Source organism: Curvibacter gracilis ATCC BAA-807 (genome assembly GCF_000518645.1).
GTDB lineage: Bacteria > Pseudomonadota > Gammaproteobacteria > Burkholderiales > Burkholderiaceae_C > Curvibacter > Curvibacter gracilis.
This window is the reverse complement of sequence record NZ_JADZ01000039.1, coordinates 15,676-29,597: the sequence shown is the minus strand read 5'-3', so window position 1 is coordinate 29,597 and position 13,922 is coordinate 15,676. Positions and strand designations below refer to the sequence as shown.

General features: G+C 67.9%; 13 protein-coding genes and 1 pseudogene. 5 read left to right on the top strand and 9 right to left on the bottom strand.

The window, feature by feature from the left end; translation table 11 throughout:
- Complete coding sequence (locus L880_RS0123060) at nucleotides 1-450, top strand: PIN domain-containing protein (protein ID WP_019578067.1); 450 nt, start codon at nucleotides 1-3, stop codon at nucleotides 448-450.
- Between the two features lie 332 nt (nucleotides 451-782).
- The gene (locus tag L880_RS0123055; RefSeq protein ID WP_019578066.1) at nucleotides 783-1,601 is read left to right on the top strand and encodes a Crp/Fnr family transcriptional regulator; all 819 of its coding nucleotides are present in this window, start codon (nucleotides 783-785) and stop codon (nucleotides 1,599-1,601) included.
- 4 nt (nucleotides 1,602-1,605) lie between these two features.
- On the opposite strand, the gene L880_RS0123050 is transcribed toward L880_RS0123055, so the two are convergent.
- Nucleotides 1,606-3,222, bottom strand: coding sequence for an FMN-binding glutamate synthase family protein (locus L880_RS0123050; RefSeq protein WP_027477677.1), 1,617 nt, complete (start codon nucleotides 3,220-3,222; stop codon nucleotides 1,606-1,608).
- A 169-nt stretch (nucleotides 3,223-3,391) separates the two neighbouring features.
- Between L880_RS0123050 and L880_RS0123045 the strand changes: the two genes are divergently transcribed.
- The gene (locus L880_RS0123045) at nucleotides 3,392-4,249 is read left to right on the top strand and encodes a UPF0149 family protein (protein WP_027477676.1); all 858 of its coding nucleotides are present in this window, start codon (nucleotides 3,392-3,394) and stop codon (nucleotides 4,247-4,249) included.
- A gap of 44 nt (nucleotides 4,250-4,293) precedes the next feature.
- Here the strand turns inward: L880_RS0123045 and L880_RS0123040 are convergent, their stop codons facing one another.
- A complete protein-coding gene (locus L880_RS0123040; RefSeq protein ID WP_027477675.1) occupies nucleotides 4,294-4,776 on the bottom strand; it encodes a nuclear transport factor 2 family protein in 483 nt (160 codons plus the stop codon).
- A gap of 40 nt (nucleotides 4,777-4,816) precedes the next feature.
- Nucleotides 4,817-5,701, bottom strand: coding sequence for a LysR family transcriptional regulator (locus L880_RS0123035; RefSeq protein WP_043330339.1), 885 nt, complete (start codon nucleotides 5,699-5,701; stop codon nucleotides 4,817-4,819).
- A gap of 94 nt (nucleotides 5,702-5,795) precedes the next feature.
- Here L880_RS0123035 and L880_RS0123030 point away from each other — a divergent pair, with 94 nt between their 5' ends.
- Nucleotides 5,796-6,800 (top strand): NAD-dependent epimerase/dehydratase family protein, encoded by a 1,005-nt coding sequence (locus tag L880_RS0123030; RefSeq protein WP_027477673.1) that lies wholly within the window; start codon nucleotides 5,796-5,798, stop codon nucleotides 6,798-6,800.
- A 21-nt stretch (nucleotides 6,801-6,821) separates the two neighbouring features.
- On the opposite strand, the gene L880_RS0123025 is transcribed toward L880_RS0123030, so the two are convergent.
- Genes L880_RS0123025 through L880_RS0123015 form a run of 3 tightly spaced genes read right to left on the bottom strand, consistent with a single transcriptional unit; the run spans nucleotide 6,822 to nucleotide 8,835 of the window.
- Nucleotides 6,822-7,328, bottom strand: coding sequence for a CinA family protein (locus tag L880_RS0123025; protein WP_157463036.1), 507 nt, complete (start codon nucleotides 7,326-7,328; stop codon nucleotides 6,822-6,824).
- Nucleotides 7,325-7,876 (bottom strand): phosphatidylglycerophosphatase A family protein, encoded by a 552-nt coding sequence (locus tag L880_RS0123020; protein WP_051443536.1) that lies wholly within the window; start codon nucleotides 7,874-7,876, stop codon nucleotides 7,325-7,327. The genes L880_RS0123025 and L880_RS0123020 overlap by 4 nt, the downstream gene beginning before the upstream one ends.
- Before the next feature lie 47 nt (nucleotides 7,877-7,923).
- Nucleotides 7,924-8,835, bottom strand: coding sequence for a LysR family transcriptional regulator (locus tag L880_RS0123015; RefSeq protein WP_027477670.1), 912 nt, complete (start codon nucleotides 8,833-8,835; stop codon nucleotides 7,924-7,926).
- 177 nt (nucleotides 8,836-9,012) lie between these two features.
- Here L880_RS0123015 and L880_RS0123010 point away from each other — a divergent pair, with 177 nt between their 5' ends.
- Complete coding sequence (locus L880_RS0123010; RefSeq protein ID WP_084461568.1) at nucleotides 9,013-9,405, top strand: tautomerase family protein; 393 nt, start codon at nucleotides 9,013-9,015, stop codon at nucleotides 9,403-9,405.
- A 20-nt stretch (nucleotides 9,406-9,425) separates the two neighbouring features.
- On the opposite strand, the gene thiL is transcribed toward L880_RS0123010, so the two are convergent.
- The 3 genes and pseudogenes from thiL to L880_RS0122995 form a co-directional block, all read right to left on the bottom strand.
- Nucleotides 9,426-10,415, bottom strand: a complete 990-nt coding sequence (gene thiL, locus L880_RS0123005; protein ID WP_027477668.1) for a thiamine-phosphate kinase — start codon at nucleotides 10,413-10,415, stop codon at nucleotides 9,426-9,428.
- Nucleotides 10,416-10,788: 373 nt separating this feature from the next.
- Nucleotides 10,789-11,853 (bottom strand): annotated as a pseudogene (locus tag L880_RS36740) (PAS domain-containing protein).
- A 58-nt stretch (nucleotides 11,854-11,911) separates the two neighbouring features.
- The gene (locus tag L880_RS0122995) at nucleotides 11,912-13,900 is read right to left on the bottom strand and encodes a site-specific recombinase (protein WP_027477667.1); all 1,989 of its coding nucleotides are present in this window, start codon (nucleotides 13,898-13,900) and stop codon (nucleotides 11,912-11,914) included.
- Between the last annotated feature and the right edge of the window lie 22 nt (nucleotides 13,901-13,922).

The window sequence follows — 13,922 nt, the reverse complement described above, 5'->3', positions numbered from 1 at the left end:
GTGGGTGAGCCCTGTGCACCGGCAGCCGGCCAGGTGGTGCTGGACACCAACATCGTGCTGGACCTGTTTGTGTTTGCCGACCCGGCCACCGCCCCGCTGCGCGCGGGCCTGGAGGCCGGCACCCTGCATTGGCACGCCACAGGCGCCATGCGCGACGAACTGGCCCGGGTGCTGGGCTACCCGCAGATCGTGCGCCGACTGAACTTCTACACCCGCACGGCCGAGCAGGTGCTGGCCGCATTCGATCGCCATGCGCAGTCGATCGAAGTGCCTGCCAAGGCCCCCTGGACCTGCAAGGATGCCGATGACCAGAAGTTCATCGACCTGGCCGTGGCCCTGGGCCATTGCACCCTGCTCAGCAAAGACCAGGCCGTGCTCTGCATGCGGCGCCGTCTGGCGGGCGCCGATGTGATCGTCAGCCCCGCCTGGGCTGACGCCTGCGCCGTCTGAGTCAGCACGGCCTCCGGCGCGCGGGCTTTGCAGCACGCCATCACAGTTCTTACGTGTTCACTGTGCAAGGTTGAACATTCATTCAAGTTCGCTGCCCGGGCCTTTCTCATGATCAGGTTTCTGGTGTGTTGCGGGCCTCCCCTGCTCGGTAGCGGGCCGTCCGCCGACGCACCGTCTCCGCCCCGATGCGCAGTGCATCGCGCGGTCACCGAGTTGCTGAAGGCTGCGAATGAATCACAACACCTCACCCTGCCTGGTCGCAGGCCAAGCTCCGCCCCTCCGGGCCCTGATGTCTGAACTGCCGATGCGTGGGCTTTCGTCGCAGAGGTCCCATGTTTGACGCCACCCAACGCATGCGTGACTTCACGCTCCAGGTCTATTCGAGCATGGGGGTGAGCGCCTCTGCCGCATTTGAAGCGGGCAAGCAAAGCCGCGTCATTTCCCGCAAGGCGGGCGACCTGATCTGGCGCACAGGCGCCCCCATCACCCATTGGCACCACATCATTGAAGGCATGGTGGCCGAGCAGGTCACCATGGACCAGGGCCTGAGCTACCCGCTGACCTTGCACAGCCGCAACAGCTGTTTCGCCAAGCACGATCTGCTCGGCGACGGCAAGGCCCAGGTCGACTACCTGGCCGTCACCGACGTGGAGCTGCTGACCCTGCCGGCCTCGGCCTACCTGGCCCTGGTGCGCAGCGATGCCGGCTTTGCGCAGCACCTGCTGGGCGAGCTGTCCTCCCAGATCCGGCAGCAGAACAACCAGTTGATCGTCAACAAATGCAGCAATTCGGCCCTGCGGGTGATCGGTGGCCTTGCCTTGTGCGCCGAGGGCCTGTGCCTGGCGGCTGAAGCCTCCGCGTCACCCCCCCCGCCCGAGGACGACAGCCTCATGCTGCCCTTGTCGCAACAGATGATTGCGCGCCTGTGTGGGGTCTCGCGCACCCTGTTCTCGGAGTACATCGGGCAGTTGGAGGAAGGCAACTGGGTGCGCCTGCAGTACCGCGGCGTCGAGTTGCAGAACCTGAGCGCCTGGCGCGGTGTCTTTGTGCGCCTGCACAGCCATCAGGTGTGGCGCCGCAACCCGCCGGTCGAGGCCTTGCTGAGCCTGCTGGCCGAATGCGCCGCCGACCGGCAGCCGCGCTACGCGTGACGGCCTAGGGCGGCGAAAAGCTGTTTGCCTGGGCCAGGGGCCAATATTCGCGGAACAGGTTCGGCAGGCCCTCGATCGGGCCCAGCAAGGCACCGGTGGGCACCTGCATCACCAACTGGCTCAGCAGGCGCACCTCGGTGTCCGACACCCGGCGAACAATGTGGTGGGCGGTGATGTCGTTCGGGTGGTGCAGGCCGGCGGCCTGGATCAACTCCTTCAGGGCGTGCAAGGTGCTGTGGTGCAGGTTCTTCACCCGGGTGGCCTTGTCGGGCACCACCAAGGCCTGTTGGCGCAGCGGGTCCTGGGTGGTCACGCCGGTGGGGCATTGGCCCGAATGGCAGGTCTGGGCCTGGATGCAGCCCAGCGCCATCATGAAGCCCCGGGCCGAGTTGCACCAGTCGGCGCCCAGCGCCATCATGCGCGCCACATCGAAGGCCGTGACCACCTTGCCCGCACAACCCAGGCGGATGCGATCGCGCAGATTCACGCCCTTGAGCGTGTTGTGCACCAGCAGCAGCCCCTCTTGCAAGGGCGTGCCCACGTGGTCGCTGAATTCCACCGGTGCGGCGCCCGTGCCGCCTTCGGCCCCATCGACCACGATGAAGTCGGGGGTGATGCCGGTCTCCAGCATGGCCTTGACCATGGCAAACCACTCCCAGGGGTGGCCGATGCACAGCTTGAAGCCCGTGGGCTTGCCGCCACTGAGCTCACGCAGGCGGGCGATGAAGTGCATCATCTCGACGGGCGTCGAGAACGCCGTGTGGGCCGATGGCGAGATGCAGGCCTCGCCCTGCGGTACGCCCCGGGCCTCGGCGATCTCGGCCGTGACCTTGGGGCCGGGCAGGACGCCGCCGTGGCCGGGCTTGGCGCCCTGGCTCATCTTCAGTTCGATCATGCGCACCTGGGGGCTGCGTGCGTTCTCGGCGAAACGCTCGGCATTGAAGCTGCCGTCGGGGTGGCGGCAGCCGAAATAGCCCGAGCCGATCTCCCAGATCAGGTCGCCGCCGTGCACCCGGTGGTGTTGCGAGATCGAGCCTTCGCCGGTGTCGTGGGCAAAGCCCCCCTGCTTGGCCCCCAGGTTGAGCGCCAGGATGGCGTTGGCCGACAGGGCGCCAAAACTCATGGCCGAGATGTTGAACACGCTGGCGCTGTAGGGTTGGGCGGTGTTGGGCCCGATGGTGATGCGGAAGTCGTGGCTGGGCAGTTCGGTGGGGGCCACCGAGTGGTTGATCCATTCGTAGCCGCGCTGGCCCACGTCGAGCAGGGTGCCGAACGGCCGGTTGTCGGGGTCGCCCTTGGCGCGCTGGTACACCAGGGTGCGCTGGGCGCGGGAGAAGGGGCTGGCCTCGTTGTCGCTTTCGATGAAGTACTGGCGGATCTCGGGCCGGATGTACTCCAGCACAAAGCGCAGATGGCCGATCACAGGGTAGTTGCGCAGCACCGAATGCCGTTGCTGCAGCAGGTCGTACACCCCCAGGGCAAACAGGGCCCCCGACAGCACGGCCCACTCGGGACCCAGGGCCTGCTGTTGCCAGGCGAACAGGCTCAGGGCCAGGGCCCCTGCGCACAGAGCGAAGGCGGTGTAGCGCACGGGGTAGATGGCGTTGAGCTGCTTCAGCATGGAGGCTCCTGAACGGGTTTGGCGCGTGCCCGGAGGGCAGGGCCGGTAAACTGCTGCACCAACGCGGTGTTTTGTCCCGGCCCCTTGGCCGACCGATCATACGGTCTGTCGCCGAGGATTCGGGCGCCGCCCGCTCTGTTCATCCTGATGCGTCTTGACGCCCCCCGACATGTCTTCTGACCCCCAAACCGATACCCCCACCGAAGCCGCTGCCGTGCCCGTCTACCCCGTGCCCGGCGAGCGCCTGCCGCCCGAGGCCTTTGATGAGCTGGACGCCATCCTGGACGACCTGCGCAGCCGCGAGGACGAGATTCCCCAATGGGAGTTCTGCGAAGGCTTCATGGCCGCGGTGATCTGCAACCGCCGCCCCCTGCCGCCGGCCGAGTACCTGCCCATGCTGCTGGGCGATGGCATCACCGCAGAAGACACCGATGCCGAGGGCATTCCGGCCCTGTCGGCCTTTGCCGATGCGGCTCAGCAAGCCCGTTTCATCAGCCTGTGGCAGGCGCGCTGGAACGAGGTTCAGACGGCCCTGGACACCAAGGTCGACAGCCTGGGCGACGAGCGTTGCTACGAACCCGAGGTGATGGACATGCGCGGCGCCATGGCCACGCTGTCGGAAGAAGAGTTGGCCGAACTGGGCGACCAGGAAGTGCCTTCCTTCGGCCAGATCTGGGCCCTGGGCTTCATGTTCGCGGTGGAGAACTGGCCCGAGGAATGGGCGGCTCCGCGGGACAAGGAAGCCGCCGAGTGGCTGGACGACGCGCTCAACCGTATCGTGGCCCTGACCGAAGACGACACCGGCAAGCCCGAGCTGTCGATGTTTGCCGAAGACGGCCCGCCCAGCCTGAGCCAGGCCCGGCTCGATGCCTTTGGCGACGCCATCTGGGCGGTGTACGACCTGCGCCAGCTCTGGAAGAGCTTCGGCCCCCGCGTGGAAACCATCCGCAAGGAAGCGGGCCCGGGGCGCAACGACCCCTGCCCCTGCGGCAGCGGCAAGAAGTTCAAGAAGTGCCACGGCGCCTGAGCACCGTCGCATGACGGAGCCGGTCAGGTCGGCCCGTCTCGGGCTCAGCCCAGAAACTTCTTGAGGTTGGCTGCTGCCGTGCTGCGCACCTTGCGCTTGAGTGAGGGCGACCAGCCCAGCAGCAGGCCCGGCAGCCCCAGGGCCTGGCGCGCCCAGCGCCAGAACCCGAAGCGGTCGCGGTGGCTGGCGATCAAGCCCTCCGGGGTGAAGGTGAAGCGCGCGTCGATGATGTTGTGCACCGGGCGGCCGGTGGCGCTGAACACGTAGTGCGCCTCCCAATGGGCCTGGCCGCCCTGGTCATCGGCCTGGACGTCGCTGAATTCGATCCGCCAGGCCCCGGGCTTGCTCTTTTGGGCGGCACTGCACAGCATGCGCCACATGCCCGCGATCTGGGCCTGGCCCTGCAAGGAAAACGCTTCGTCGTCAAAGCGGGCATCCGGCGCATAGCACTGCGCCATGGTGGCGTGGTCCAACTGGCTGAAGGCCGTGTAGAAGCGCTGCAGCGTCTCGGCGTTGCGGTGGGTCATGGTGCGGTTTCCTGTGGGTAGGCCGAAGGCTGGCGCGGCATCAGAACTGCCCGGGCATCTCGGCGGCAAGGAAATCGTACACCGTCCGGATGCGACGGCTGGTGCGGATCTCTTGGTGAACGGCCAGCCACATGGGCAGCGCAGGAATCGGCAATTGCGGCAGCACCCGCTGCACCCGCGCGTCCTGGCGCAGCAGGTACTGCGCCGTGAAGCCGATGCCCAGGCCCGCGCGCACAGCCTCCCAAGTGGCGATCAGGTCATCGGTGCGGAACGCGAAATGCGCCGGTGTCACCGGGTAGCCCATGGCCGCAAAGCCCTTGAGCAGCAGATCCTGCCGGTCGCTCCCGATCAACTCGTGGCCGAGCAGATCGGCGGGCTCCAAGGGCGTGCCACGCCGCTGCAGGTAGCCTTGGCTGGCGCAGGCACACAAGGGCACCTCGCCAATCAACTGGGCCACCAGGCTGCCCTGGTCGGGGCGCACCATGCGCAGCGCGATGTCGGCCTCGCGCCGCAACAGGTTGGACACCTCGTTGCTGGACACCAGTTCCACCTGGATCCCGGGGTGTTGCTGCCTCAGGCGCGCCAGCACGGGTGGCAACAGGTAGCAGGCCACCGGCTGGCTGGCCGTGATGCGCACCGTTCCCGAGATCATCTCGTCGGTGCGTGAGGCTGCCCGTGCCAACTGGTGGGCTCCGGCTTCCATCAGCCGGGCGGACTCCGCCAGTTGCCGTGCCGCCTCGGTGGGGCGCAGGCCGCGCCCGGTGCGCTCAAACAGCAGCACCCCCAGCTGCGACTCCAACTCGGCAATGTGCCGCCCCAGGGTCGGCTGGCTGGCCTGAAGCGCCCGAGCCGCACCCAGCAGGCTGCCGTGCTCCAGGGCCGCGAGGAAGGAGCGCACCAGGCCCCAGTCGAAGGAGGTATTCAAAATTGAATTCCTGTTATGAATCGATAGGCAATTGTGTGATCTCCTGGGGTTTTCAACAATCGCTCCATTCCCTCATCGTTTCTGGAGCGTTCACATGACCCGTCCTTCCACTGTTCTCATCCTGGGCGCCCGTGGGCGCCTGGGCCTGGCCGCAGCCCGCGCCTTTGCCCAGGCCGGTTGGCGCGTCTTGGGGCAGATCCGACCCGGCGCCACCGCGCCTGTCGTGCCCGGGGTGCAATGGTTGGCCCACGATCTGCAGGACACGGCAGGCCTGACCGCAGCGGCCCGCGGCGCCCGGGTGGTGGTGCATGCCCTGAACCCGGCCTACACCGTGGCTGCCTGGCGTGAGCAGGCGCCGCGCCTGATGGCCGCGGCGTTGGCGCTGGCGACCGAGTTGCGCGCCACGCTCATGCTGCCGGGCAATGTCTACAACTACGGTGAAGACATGCCGGCCGTGTTGCAGGAAAGCACCCCGCAGCGCCCCCGGCATGAGCTGGGGCGCATCCGTGTCGCCCTGGAGCAGCAGATGGCCCAGGCGGTCAAAGACTCGGGCGGCGCGATGCGGGCCGTGGTGCTGCGGGCCGGCAACTTCTTCGGTGCCAGCGAGGGCACTTTCCTGGACAAGATGGTGGCCCCGCAACTGCCGCGGGGAAAGGCCTCGTGGATGGGCGACCTGGACGTGAGCACCCCCTGGGCCTACCTGCCCGATCTGGCCCGGACCCTGGTGATGCTGGCCGAGCGCAACGATCTGGCGCCTTTCGAAACCTTCCATTTTGCCGGGCACCAGGTCAGCGCCCGCCAGTGGCTGGCGGTGCTCAGCCAGGTGGCGCAGGAGCAGGGCTGGTTGCAGCCTGGGCAGGCCCTGACGGTGCGTCGCGTGCCGGTGTGGTTCTTTCGCCTGTTCGGCCTGGCCTCGGCCACCCTGGCCACGATCGCCCAGACCAGCTACCTGTTCAGCACCCCGCACCGCCTGGACAACAGCCGGCTGGTGCAGCGGCTGGGGGCGGAACCCCGCACGCCCTTCGAGCTGGCCGTGCGCCAGTCGTTGGTGACGATGCGCTTGCCCCTGGCGGAGGCGCCTGAGGCCCTGGCGGCCTGAGCCCTGAAGGCGCGCAGCGGCTCAGCCGCTGTGGGCGCCCAGCAATTCCAGCAGGCGCTGCAAGGCATGGGCCACCGTGGCCTGCCGCACCGCCGCCCGGTCGCCATCAAAGCGCTGAACCTCGCTGTGGGTCTGGCCGTGCACTGAAAAGCCGAACCACACCGTGCCCACCGGTTTGGCCGCGCTGCCGCCGCTGGGGCCGGCCACACCGGTCACGGCCACCGATACCTGGGCCCTGCCATGGCGCAGAGCCCCTTCGGCCATGGCCCGGGCCACGGGCTCGCTGACGGCCCCGTGCTGGGTGATCAGCGCCTCGGGCACGTCCAGCAGTTCGGTCTTGGCCTCGTTCGAGTAGCTCACCATCCCGCGCTCGAACCAGTCGCTGGAGCCGGCCAGCTCGGTGCAGGCCGCCGCGATCAGGCCGCCGGTGCAGCTTTCGGCAGTGGCCAGCTTCAGGCCCTGCTGGCGCAGGATTTGGGCCAGCGCCGCGGTGGCGGCCTCGTGGTTGAAAGTGATCGGCGGTGTCATGCAAAAAACCTCCAGAGGGCGATGACCAACAGGGTGCAGAACGCCGCCACCAGATCATCGAACAGGATGCCGAAGCCCCCTTTGGGCCCGAAGCCATGCCACAGATTGTCGGCCCAGCCCACCGGGCCGGGCTTGGCGGCATCAAAGAAGCGGAACAGGGCGAAGGCCACCAATTGCCCGACCAGGCCGGTGGGCATGACCAACCACAGCACCAGCCAGAAGGCCACCACCTCGTCCCACACGATGTTGCCGGGGTCCAGGGTGTTGAGATGGCGCGCCGTGACGGTGCAGGCCCACCAGCCCACCACGGTGGACACGGCGATCAGCACCCCGATCTGCCCCGGCGTGAGCCACAGCTGCAGCAGCAGGTAGGCCGCCCAGGCCCACAGCGTGCCCACCGTGCCCGGGGCCACCGGGCTCAGGCCTGAGCCCAGACCGAGCGCAATGATGTGGGCCGGGTGCGACCCCATGAAGCGGGCCGTGGGGCGCACGGCGGCGCCGGGGTCAGGCGCTTGCCAGGCCTGTTGATTGGGATGGGATGTATTCATGGCGCAGTGGAGCGAGTCGGTGCGGGTCTCGAAGAGGTCGGGGCGTTTCAGGGCTGGGGTGGCAACAGGGTCTGAAACCACTGGCTCCAGTAGTTCAGGCAGGCCTGGATCTTGGGCAGGTGGTGGCGCTGCGGCATCAGCAGGGCATAGATGGGGAAATTCTGCACATCCACCCATTTTTCCAGCACGGGCAGCAGCTTGCCCTGGGCCACCAGGGGGGCGGCGATCAAGGTGTTGCAGCGGCAGATGCCCAGGTCATTGAGCACCATGGTCATCATGATGCCGGTGGAGTTGGCGCGGTAGTGGCCCTGCACCGGCCGCTCGATCGGGGCGCCGTCGAGGATGAAGGGCCAGCGGTTCAGGTGCTGGGCCGCGCTGTTGGTGATCAGGCGGTGGCTCAGCAGCTCATCGGGGTGGGTGGGGGTGCCAAAGCGGGCCAGGTAGGCCGGGCTGGCGTACAGCGCACGGCCGTGGTGACCGATCTGGCGCGCCATCATCGACTCGGTGTGCGGGGCGCCGCTGCGCAGCGTCAGGTCCACGCCCTCGAGCGCCATGTCGATCAGGCGGTCGTCGGAGTGCAGCTCGATCTGCAGGCGCGGGTGGCGCTCGTACAAGCCGGCCAGGCTGGGCACGATGATGAAATGGCCCAGTGCCGGGCTCACCGCCACTTGCACCGTGCCGCTGACCTCGCGCGTCTGGTGGGCGAATTCGGCCTCGAGCTCTTCCAGGGTGCCGGTGATGCGCTGGCAGTAGCCCAGGAAGGTCTGCCCTTCGGTGGTCAGCGACAGCCCCTGTGTGGAGCGTTGCACCAGGCGCACGCCGCACTGTTTTTCGATGCGGCTGAGCGAGCGGGACACCTGGCTGACCGGCACGTTGCGTTCGCGCGCCACGGCCGACAGCGTGCCACGTGTTGCCACGCGCACGAACAGGGCCATGTCATCAAAGTCCAGATCTTTCACGGCTCCGATGTTAGCCGGGGCTTTGTCATGCCCGCGCCGTGCTGGCAGACGCCGTGCGTGTTGCAGGGTTTGCAACACCGGTTTGCCCGGGCTGCTGTTTCGCTGGCGCCCCGGGCTCCCTAAAGTCGGTCTTCAAATTCATCCGCATCAGCGCTTGCGCGCCGAAAGAGACAAGCCATGACTTCCATGCACCTTCAGGTGGCACCCTTGCAAAACCCCGAGCGTTACCCCCTGCTGGCCCAGGCCCTGACCGATCTGGCCGAGCGCTGGCTGGGCGCAGCCCGGGAGACGGTCGTGGTTCTGATTGACGACCTGCCCGCAGCGCGCTGGTATGTGGCCGCACAGCCCGTGGACCGGCCTGCCGCCCAGTTGCACATCAGCCTGCCTGCCGGCCAGGCGGGCGACGGGCAGAAGACCGAGTTCATCACCCAGGCCCTGAAGGCCCTGCAGCGCCAACTCGGCCGGGGCGAGCCGCTGGCGGTGGGCAGCGGCGTGATCGTGCGCGAGGTGCCGCCTCAGCACTGGGGGCACTGCGAGGGCACGGCGGTGCAGGCCCAAGGCGTGGCCTGAGGCCCCGTGCGCTGGCCGCTTCACTTGAAGTGGTCGAAGCTTTCGTCGCGGCGGTCCATCAACTGACCACGGGCGTCGAGCAGGCGCAGGCCGGGCTGTTTTTCGATGCGTCCGATGCGGGTCACCGGGGTCAGGCTGTTGCGGCTGGCGGCCTGCACCGCTTCGCGGGCCGCGGCAGGGGCGGTGAACACCAGTTCGTAGTCATCGCCGCCCGCCAGCACCAGGCCCAGCGCGGTGTCATCGTCCAGACCGAGGTTCTCGGGGCCTGAACGGGCCGCCAGCAGGCTCAGGGCTCGCTCGGCGTCGATGCTGGCGCCGACGCCGGAGCGGCGCAGGATGTGGCCCAGGTCGCCGACCAGCCCGTCACTGATGTCGGCAGCGGCCGAGGCGATGCCGCGCAGGGCCTGGCCCAGGGCGACCCGGGGGGTGGGGCACTCCATGCGGGCCCGCGCGGCCTCAAAAGCCGGGCCGGGCAGGTTTTGCGTGCCGCGGAACACTTCCAGTGCCAGCCGGGCATCGCCCAGCGTGCCGCTCACATACAGGTCGTCGCCGGGGCGGGCACCGCTGCGCAGCAGGGCCTGGCTGCGCCCGTCGACCACGGGCACCTCGCCCATCACGGTGATGCAGAGGTTCAGCGGGCCCTGGGTGGTGTCGCCACCGATCAGCTCGCAGCCGTGCGCATCGGCCAGGGCCAGCAGGCCCTGGGCAAAGGGTTCCAGCCAGCGGGCGTCAGCACGCGGCAGGGCCAGGGCCAGGGTGAAGGCGACCGGGGTGGCGCCACAGGCGGCCAGGTCGCTCAGGTTGACGGCCAGGGCCTTGTGGCCCAGGCGCGCGGGGTCGACCGTGGACAGGAAGTGCCGCCCCTCGACCAGCATGTCGCTGGAGATGGCCAGCTGCGTGCCCGGCGAGGCCTGCAGCAGCGCACAGTCATCACCCACGCCCAGTCGAACCGGGCCACCCGCGCGGGGCGTGCGGGTGAAAAAACGGGCAATCAGATCAAATTCACCCATGCGGATTCCTCAAGAAGCCGCAAGCATAAGGGCTGGCCAGACGCCCCGAGCGCTGGTCGCCTTTTCTTCATACCCTATTTGCGGGATGGTCAACCGAGTGGATTTTTTTTAGCATTCCGTCCATGGTTGAACAATCGTTCGGCCGTCTGTCAGCTGTCACACCACAAGGTTGCTGTCAGGGAGGAAAGAAGAGTTTCAGGGTCAGGAAGACGCGCCTCTCGCGGGGAGTGAGATGAGCAAGGGATGGGAGTCGCGAGAGGCGCGTCGTTCTTGACCACGGAAACCACAGGCTCGGCCCCGGGGGCTGGCGCAAGTCAACACCCGGCGGCCCGTGTCCTGGCTCTGGCGGGCGCACTGCGCGCCCGTTTTCAATTCATCGGATCGACATCACCCGCCGCACCAGATCAACCTGGCGGTGCAGGGCCTGCTTGTTCAGTGCGCTCTTGACCTGGCTGCGCACCGTGTGGATGGACAGATGCGTCATCTGAGCAATGCGCTTGAGGGGGTGCCCTTCGGTGAGCAGCACGGCCACCCGGGCTTCGGCGGGGGTGAGCTTGAGCGTCGAGCAGATCTTGGACATCTGGTCGCTGCGATCGAGCAGGCTGGCGATCGAGGCCTGGGGGGCTTCGGGCCACAGCTGCTCGGCCGCCATCACCCGCTCGGTCACGTTTTCCACCTGCGACATCACCGATTCCACGCGGCCGCTCGGGTCGAGCAGGGCCGAGTTGAACCACACCGTGTGCAGCGTGGTTCCATCGACACGCTGCACGGTCAATTCGGAGCGGTTCTGCAGTTCCTGGCCACTCTGCAGCCGGCCCAGTGCCTCGCCCAAGGGGGTGTTGTCCCAGCGGGCGGGCAGCAACTCGGGCAGGCGGCGTCCGCGCACCTCGTCCAGGGCCCAGGCAAACCACTGGCTGGCGCGGCTGGAGCAATGCAGCAGGCGCAGGTTGGCGTCCATCTCCAGCACCGCCAGGGGGCTGTTTTCCATGTGCGAGGCCAGGCGTTGATTGGCCGCGCGCAGGGCATCGGCGGTGATCTTGAGCTCGTGCACACGCAGGGCGATGCTGACAAAACCGAGCACCTGGCCCTCATCGTCCAGCCAGGGGCTCAGGCTGACGTTGTGCCATTCAGCCTCGCCGGCCTGGGTGCGAATCTGCCGCTGGTAATGCGCGGTTTCGCCGCTCAGGGCCCGGTCGATGTGGCCCTGGATCTGGTCCAAGGCCTCCGCCCCCTAAAGATCGACCAGCGTGAGGCCGGTGACCTCGGCCGGTGTGCGCTGGAACCAGCGCGCAAAACTGGCGTTGACGTAGACGACACGCAGCGCGCTGTCCACCACCGACATCGGTGCATTCAGGGCGTGGGTGACCAGCGTCTCGACCTGGTCAGCACGAAGTCGCGGGGTGGTGGAGCGGGTAGGCGTTTGGGGTTGAGCAGACATGAGACTGGGCACAGCGTGACAGGATCTGTGCCTGCTCTATTGTGCCTTTGACATTTGGTTACATGGGCCAGAAGAAGCTGCCCGGGGCACTGCGCAAACGGGCCCGGATGGCCTGGTTGATGCGCTGGCGTTCCACCCGGCCCACGTTGTGCGCACGCAGCGCCAGCCGGAAGGCCAGGTAGAAGCTGACGGCCAGGTTCAGCGGGCCGATGGCGAACAGACCGGCGATGGCCCACCAGAACTCGGCGTGGCGCAGCACGTCCAGCCCCAGGGTGGCTGCGGCGGCACTCACCTGGCCGGTGGACAGGGTCACGTGACGCACCTCCAGGCCCAGCCCGAAAAAGGCCGCGAAGGCCGGGATCAGCCCCAGCATCATGCCCAGCGAGATGTTGGCCGCCAGGCCTGAGATGTTGCGGCGCAACCACAGGCCCCAGCGGCGCGCACGCAACGGTCCCAGCCAGCGGGTGAAGCGGGGGTTGTAGGTCAGGGCGGAGTCCAGCCGGTGCAGCACGAACCAGTTCTCCACCCAGCCGGCGATGATGCTGGAGGCAAACAGCAGCACCCCGGTGAAGGCGGCGAACAAGGCGGTCGGCCCGAGCAGGCTCAGGTCGTGCAAGGTGTGGTGCGCATGCTCGGCATCGACCATGGGGCCCAGGCCGGCGGCGTGCAGGCCGGCGCAGATCAACAGCACCCCCGGAATCACCAGGCCCAGGTTGCCCACAATGGCGGCGAACTGCGAGCGCAGCAGGTGGGCCACTTCGTCGACGAAGCGCTCGATGGCGTCGGGCGCACTCATGTCCTTGAGCTTGGCGGCCATGGCGGGGGCGGTGACGGCTGGCTGCTTGGTGGCCACCGTCCAATGCAGCAGCATCACCAGCACGAACGAGGCGGCGTAGTTCAGGCCCGCGGCAAATCCGCTCCAGAAGGCCGACAGGCCCAGGCCGTAGATGGCAAATTTGGCCCAGGTGGTCAAAGCGATGACCGAGCCGCCACCGGCTGACGCGCGCAGCATCTCGCGGTATTCGGTGGCATTGCGGGTGATGTAGTGCTCGCCACTTTCGGCGCTGCGTTCGGCCACCTTGGCCGCCGTGAGGTGCGAGCTGGCGGCGATCAGGGCGCGGATGCTGCGCCCTTCTTCGCTCACCAGCACCAGCCGGGCCAGCAGTTGGGCCAGATCGGCCGAGGGGGTTTCGCTCTGCAGGCAGCTCAGCAGATCGCGGATGCGCACCACACGCTCGCGCAGCTGGCGCAGGCGGAACACGATGCCCACCGAGATCCCGTGCTCTTCGAGGTGGGTGTAGACCGTCTGGGCGGCACGCCGGCAGGCCTCCAGTTGCTGGCGCAGCACATCCGCCGCCTGCAGTGCGGCCTCGCTGCGCGGCCCTTGCTGCAGCACGGCCTGGCGCAGGCGCTCGAAATGCGCCGGCAGTTCGTGAAAGGGGCGCTCGTTCTGCGCCTGATCCGACATGCGCTGGCGGATCTCGGAGGCAAAGCCCGTGGCGCTGACCTGGCCCACGCTGTAGGTCAGGGCATCGAGCAGCAAGGACTGGCCGCTGCCCAAGGGTGGGGCGAGGCTGTCTTCGCTGGGGGCGGGGGCTGTGAACAGCAGGCGCTGCACGCGCAGCAGGGTGTCGGGGTCGATGGCGCGCAGCCACTCGGCATCGAAGGGGGTGGGGGCGAGCAACTCGAACAGCTCGCCCAGGTCGGTGGTCTCGGGGGTCTGCGGCAGCAGCTTCTTGCGCAGCCGGTTGCCCAGCTCGCTCATGAAGGCCGGCCTCGGGGCAAAGCCGTGATCGGCCAGCAGTGAGGTGGCATCCACCGCGCCCAGGAAGTTGGCCCACCACAGCTGCCAGTCGGCCTGCCAGGTGGGGCGTAGCTGGATGGCGTCGAGCATCAGCCGCAGGCGGGCCACGGCGGCCGGCGCATCGTCTGCCCGACCCCGTATCCACTGCAGCAGGCTCATCAGCCACAGGTGCCGCTGCACCAGTGAGGCATGTGGGTTGAGGGCGTCGAGGATCTGGGGCAGGTCAGGCGTGGTTGGATTCATGTGTACGTGGTGAAGCCGGCCG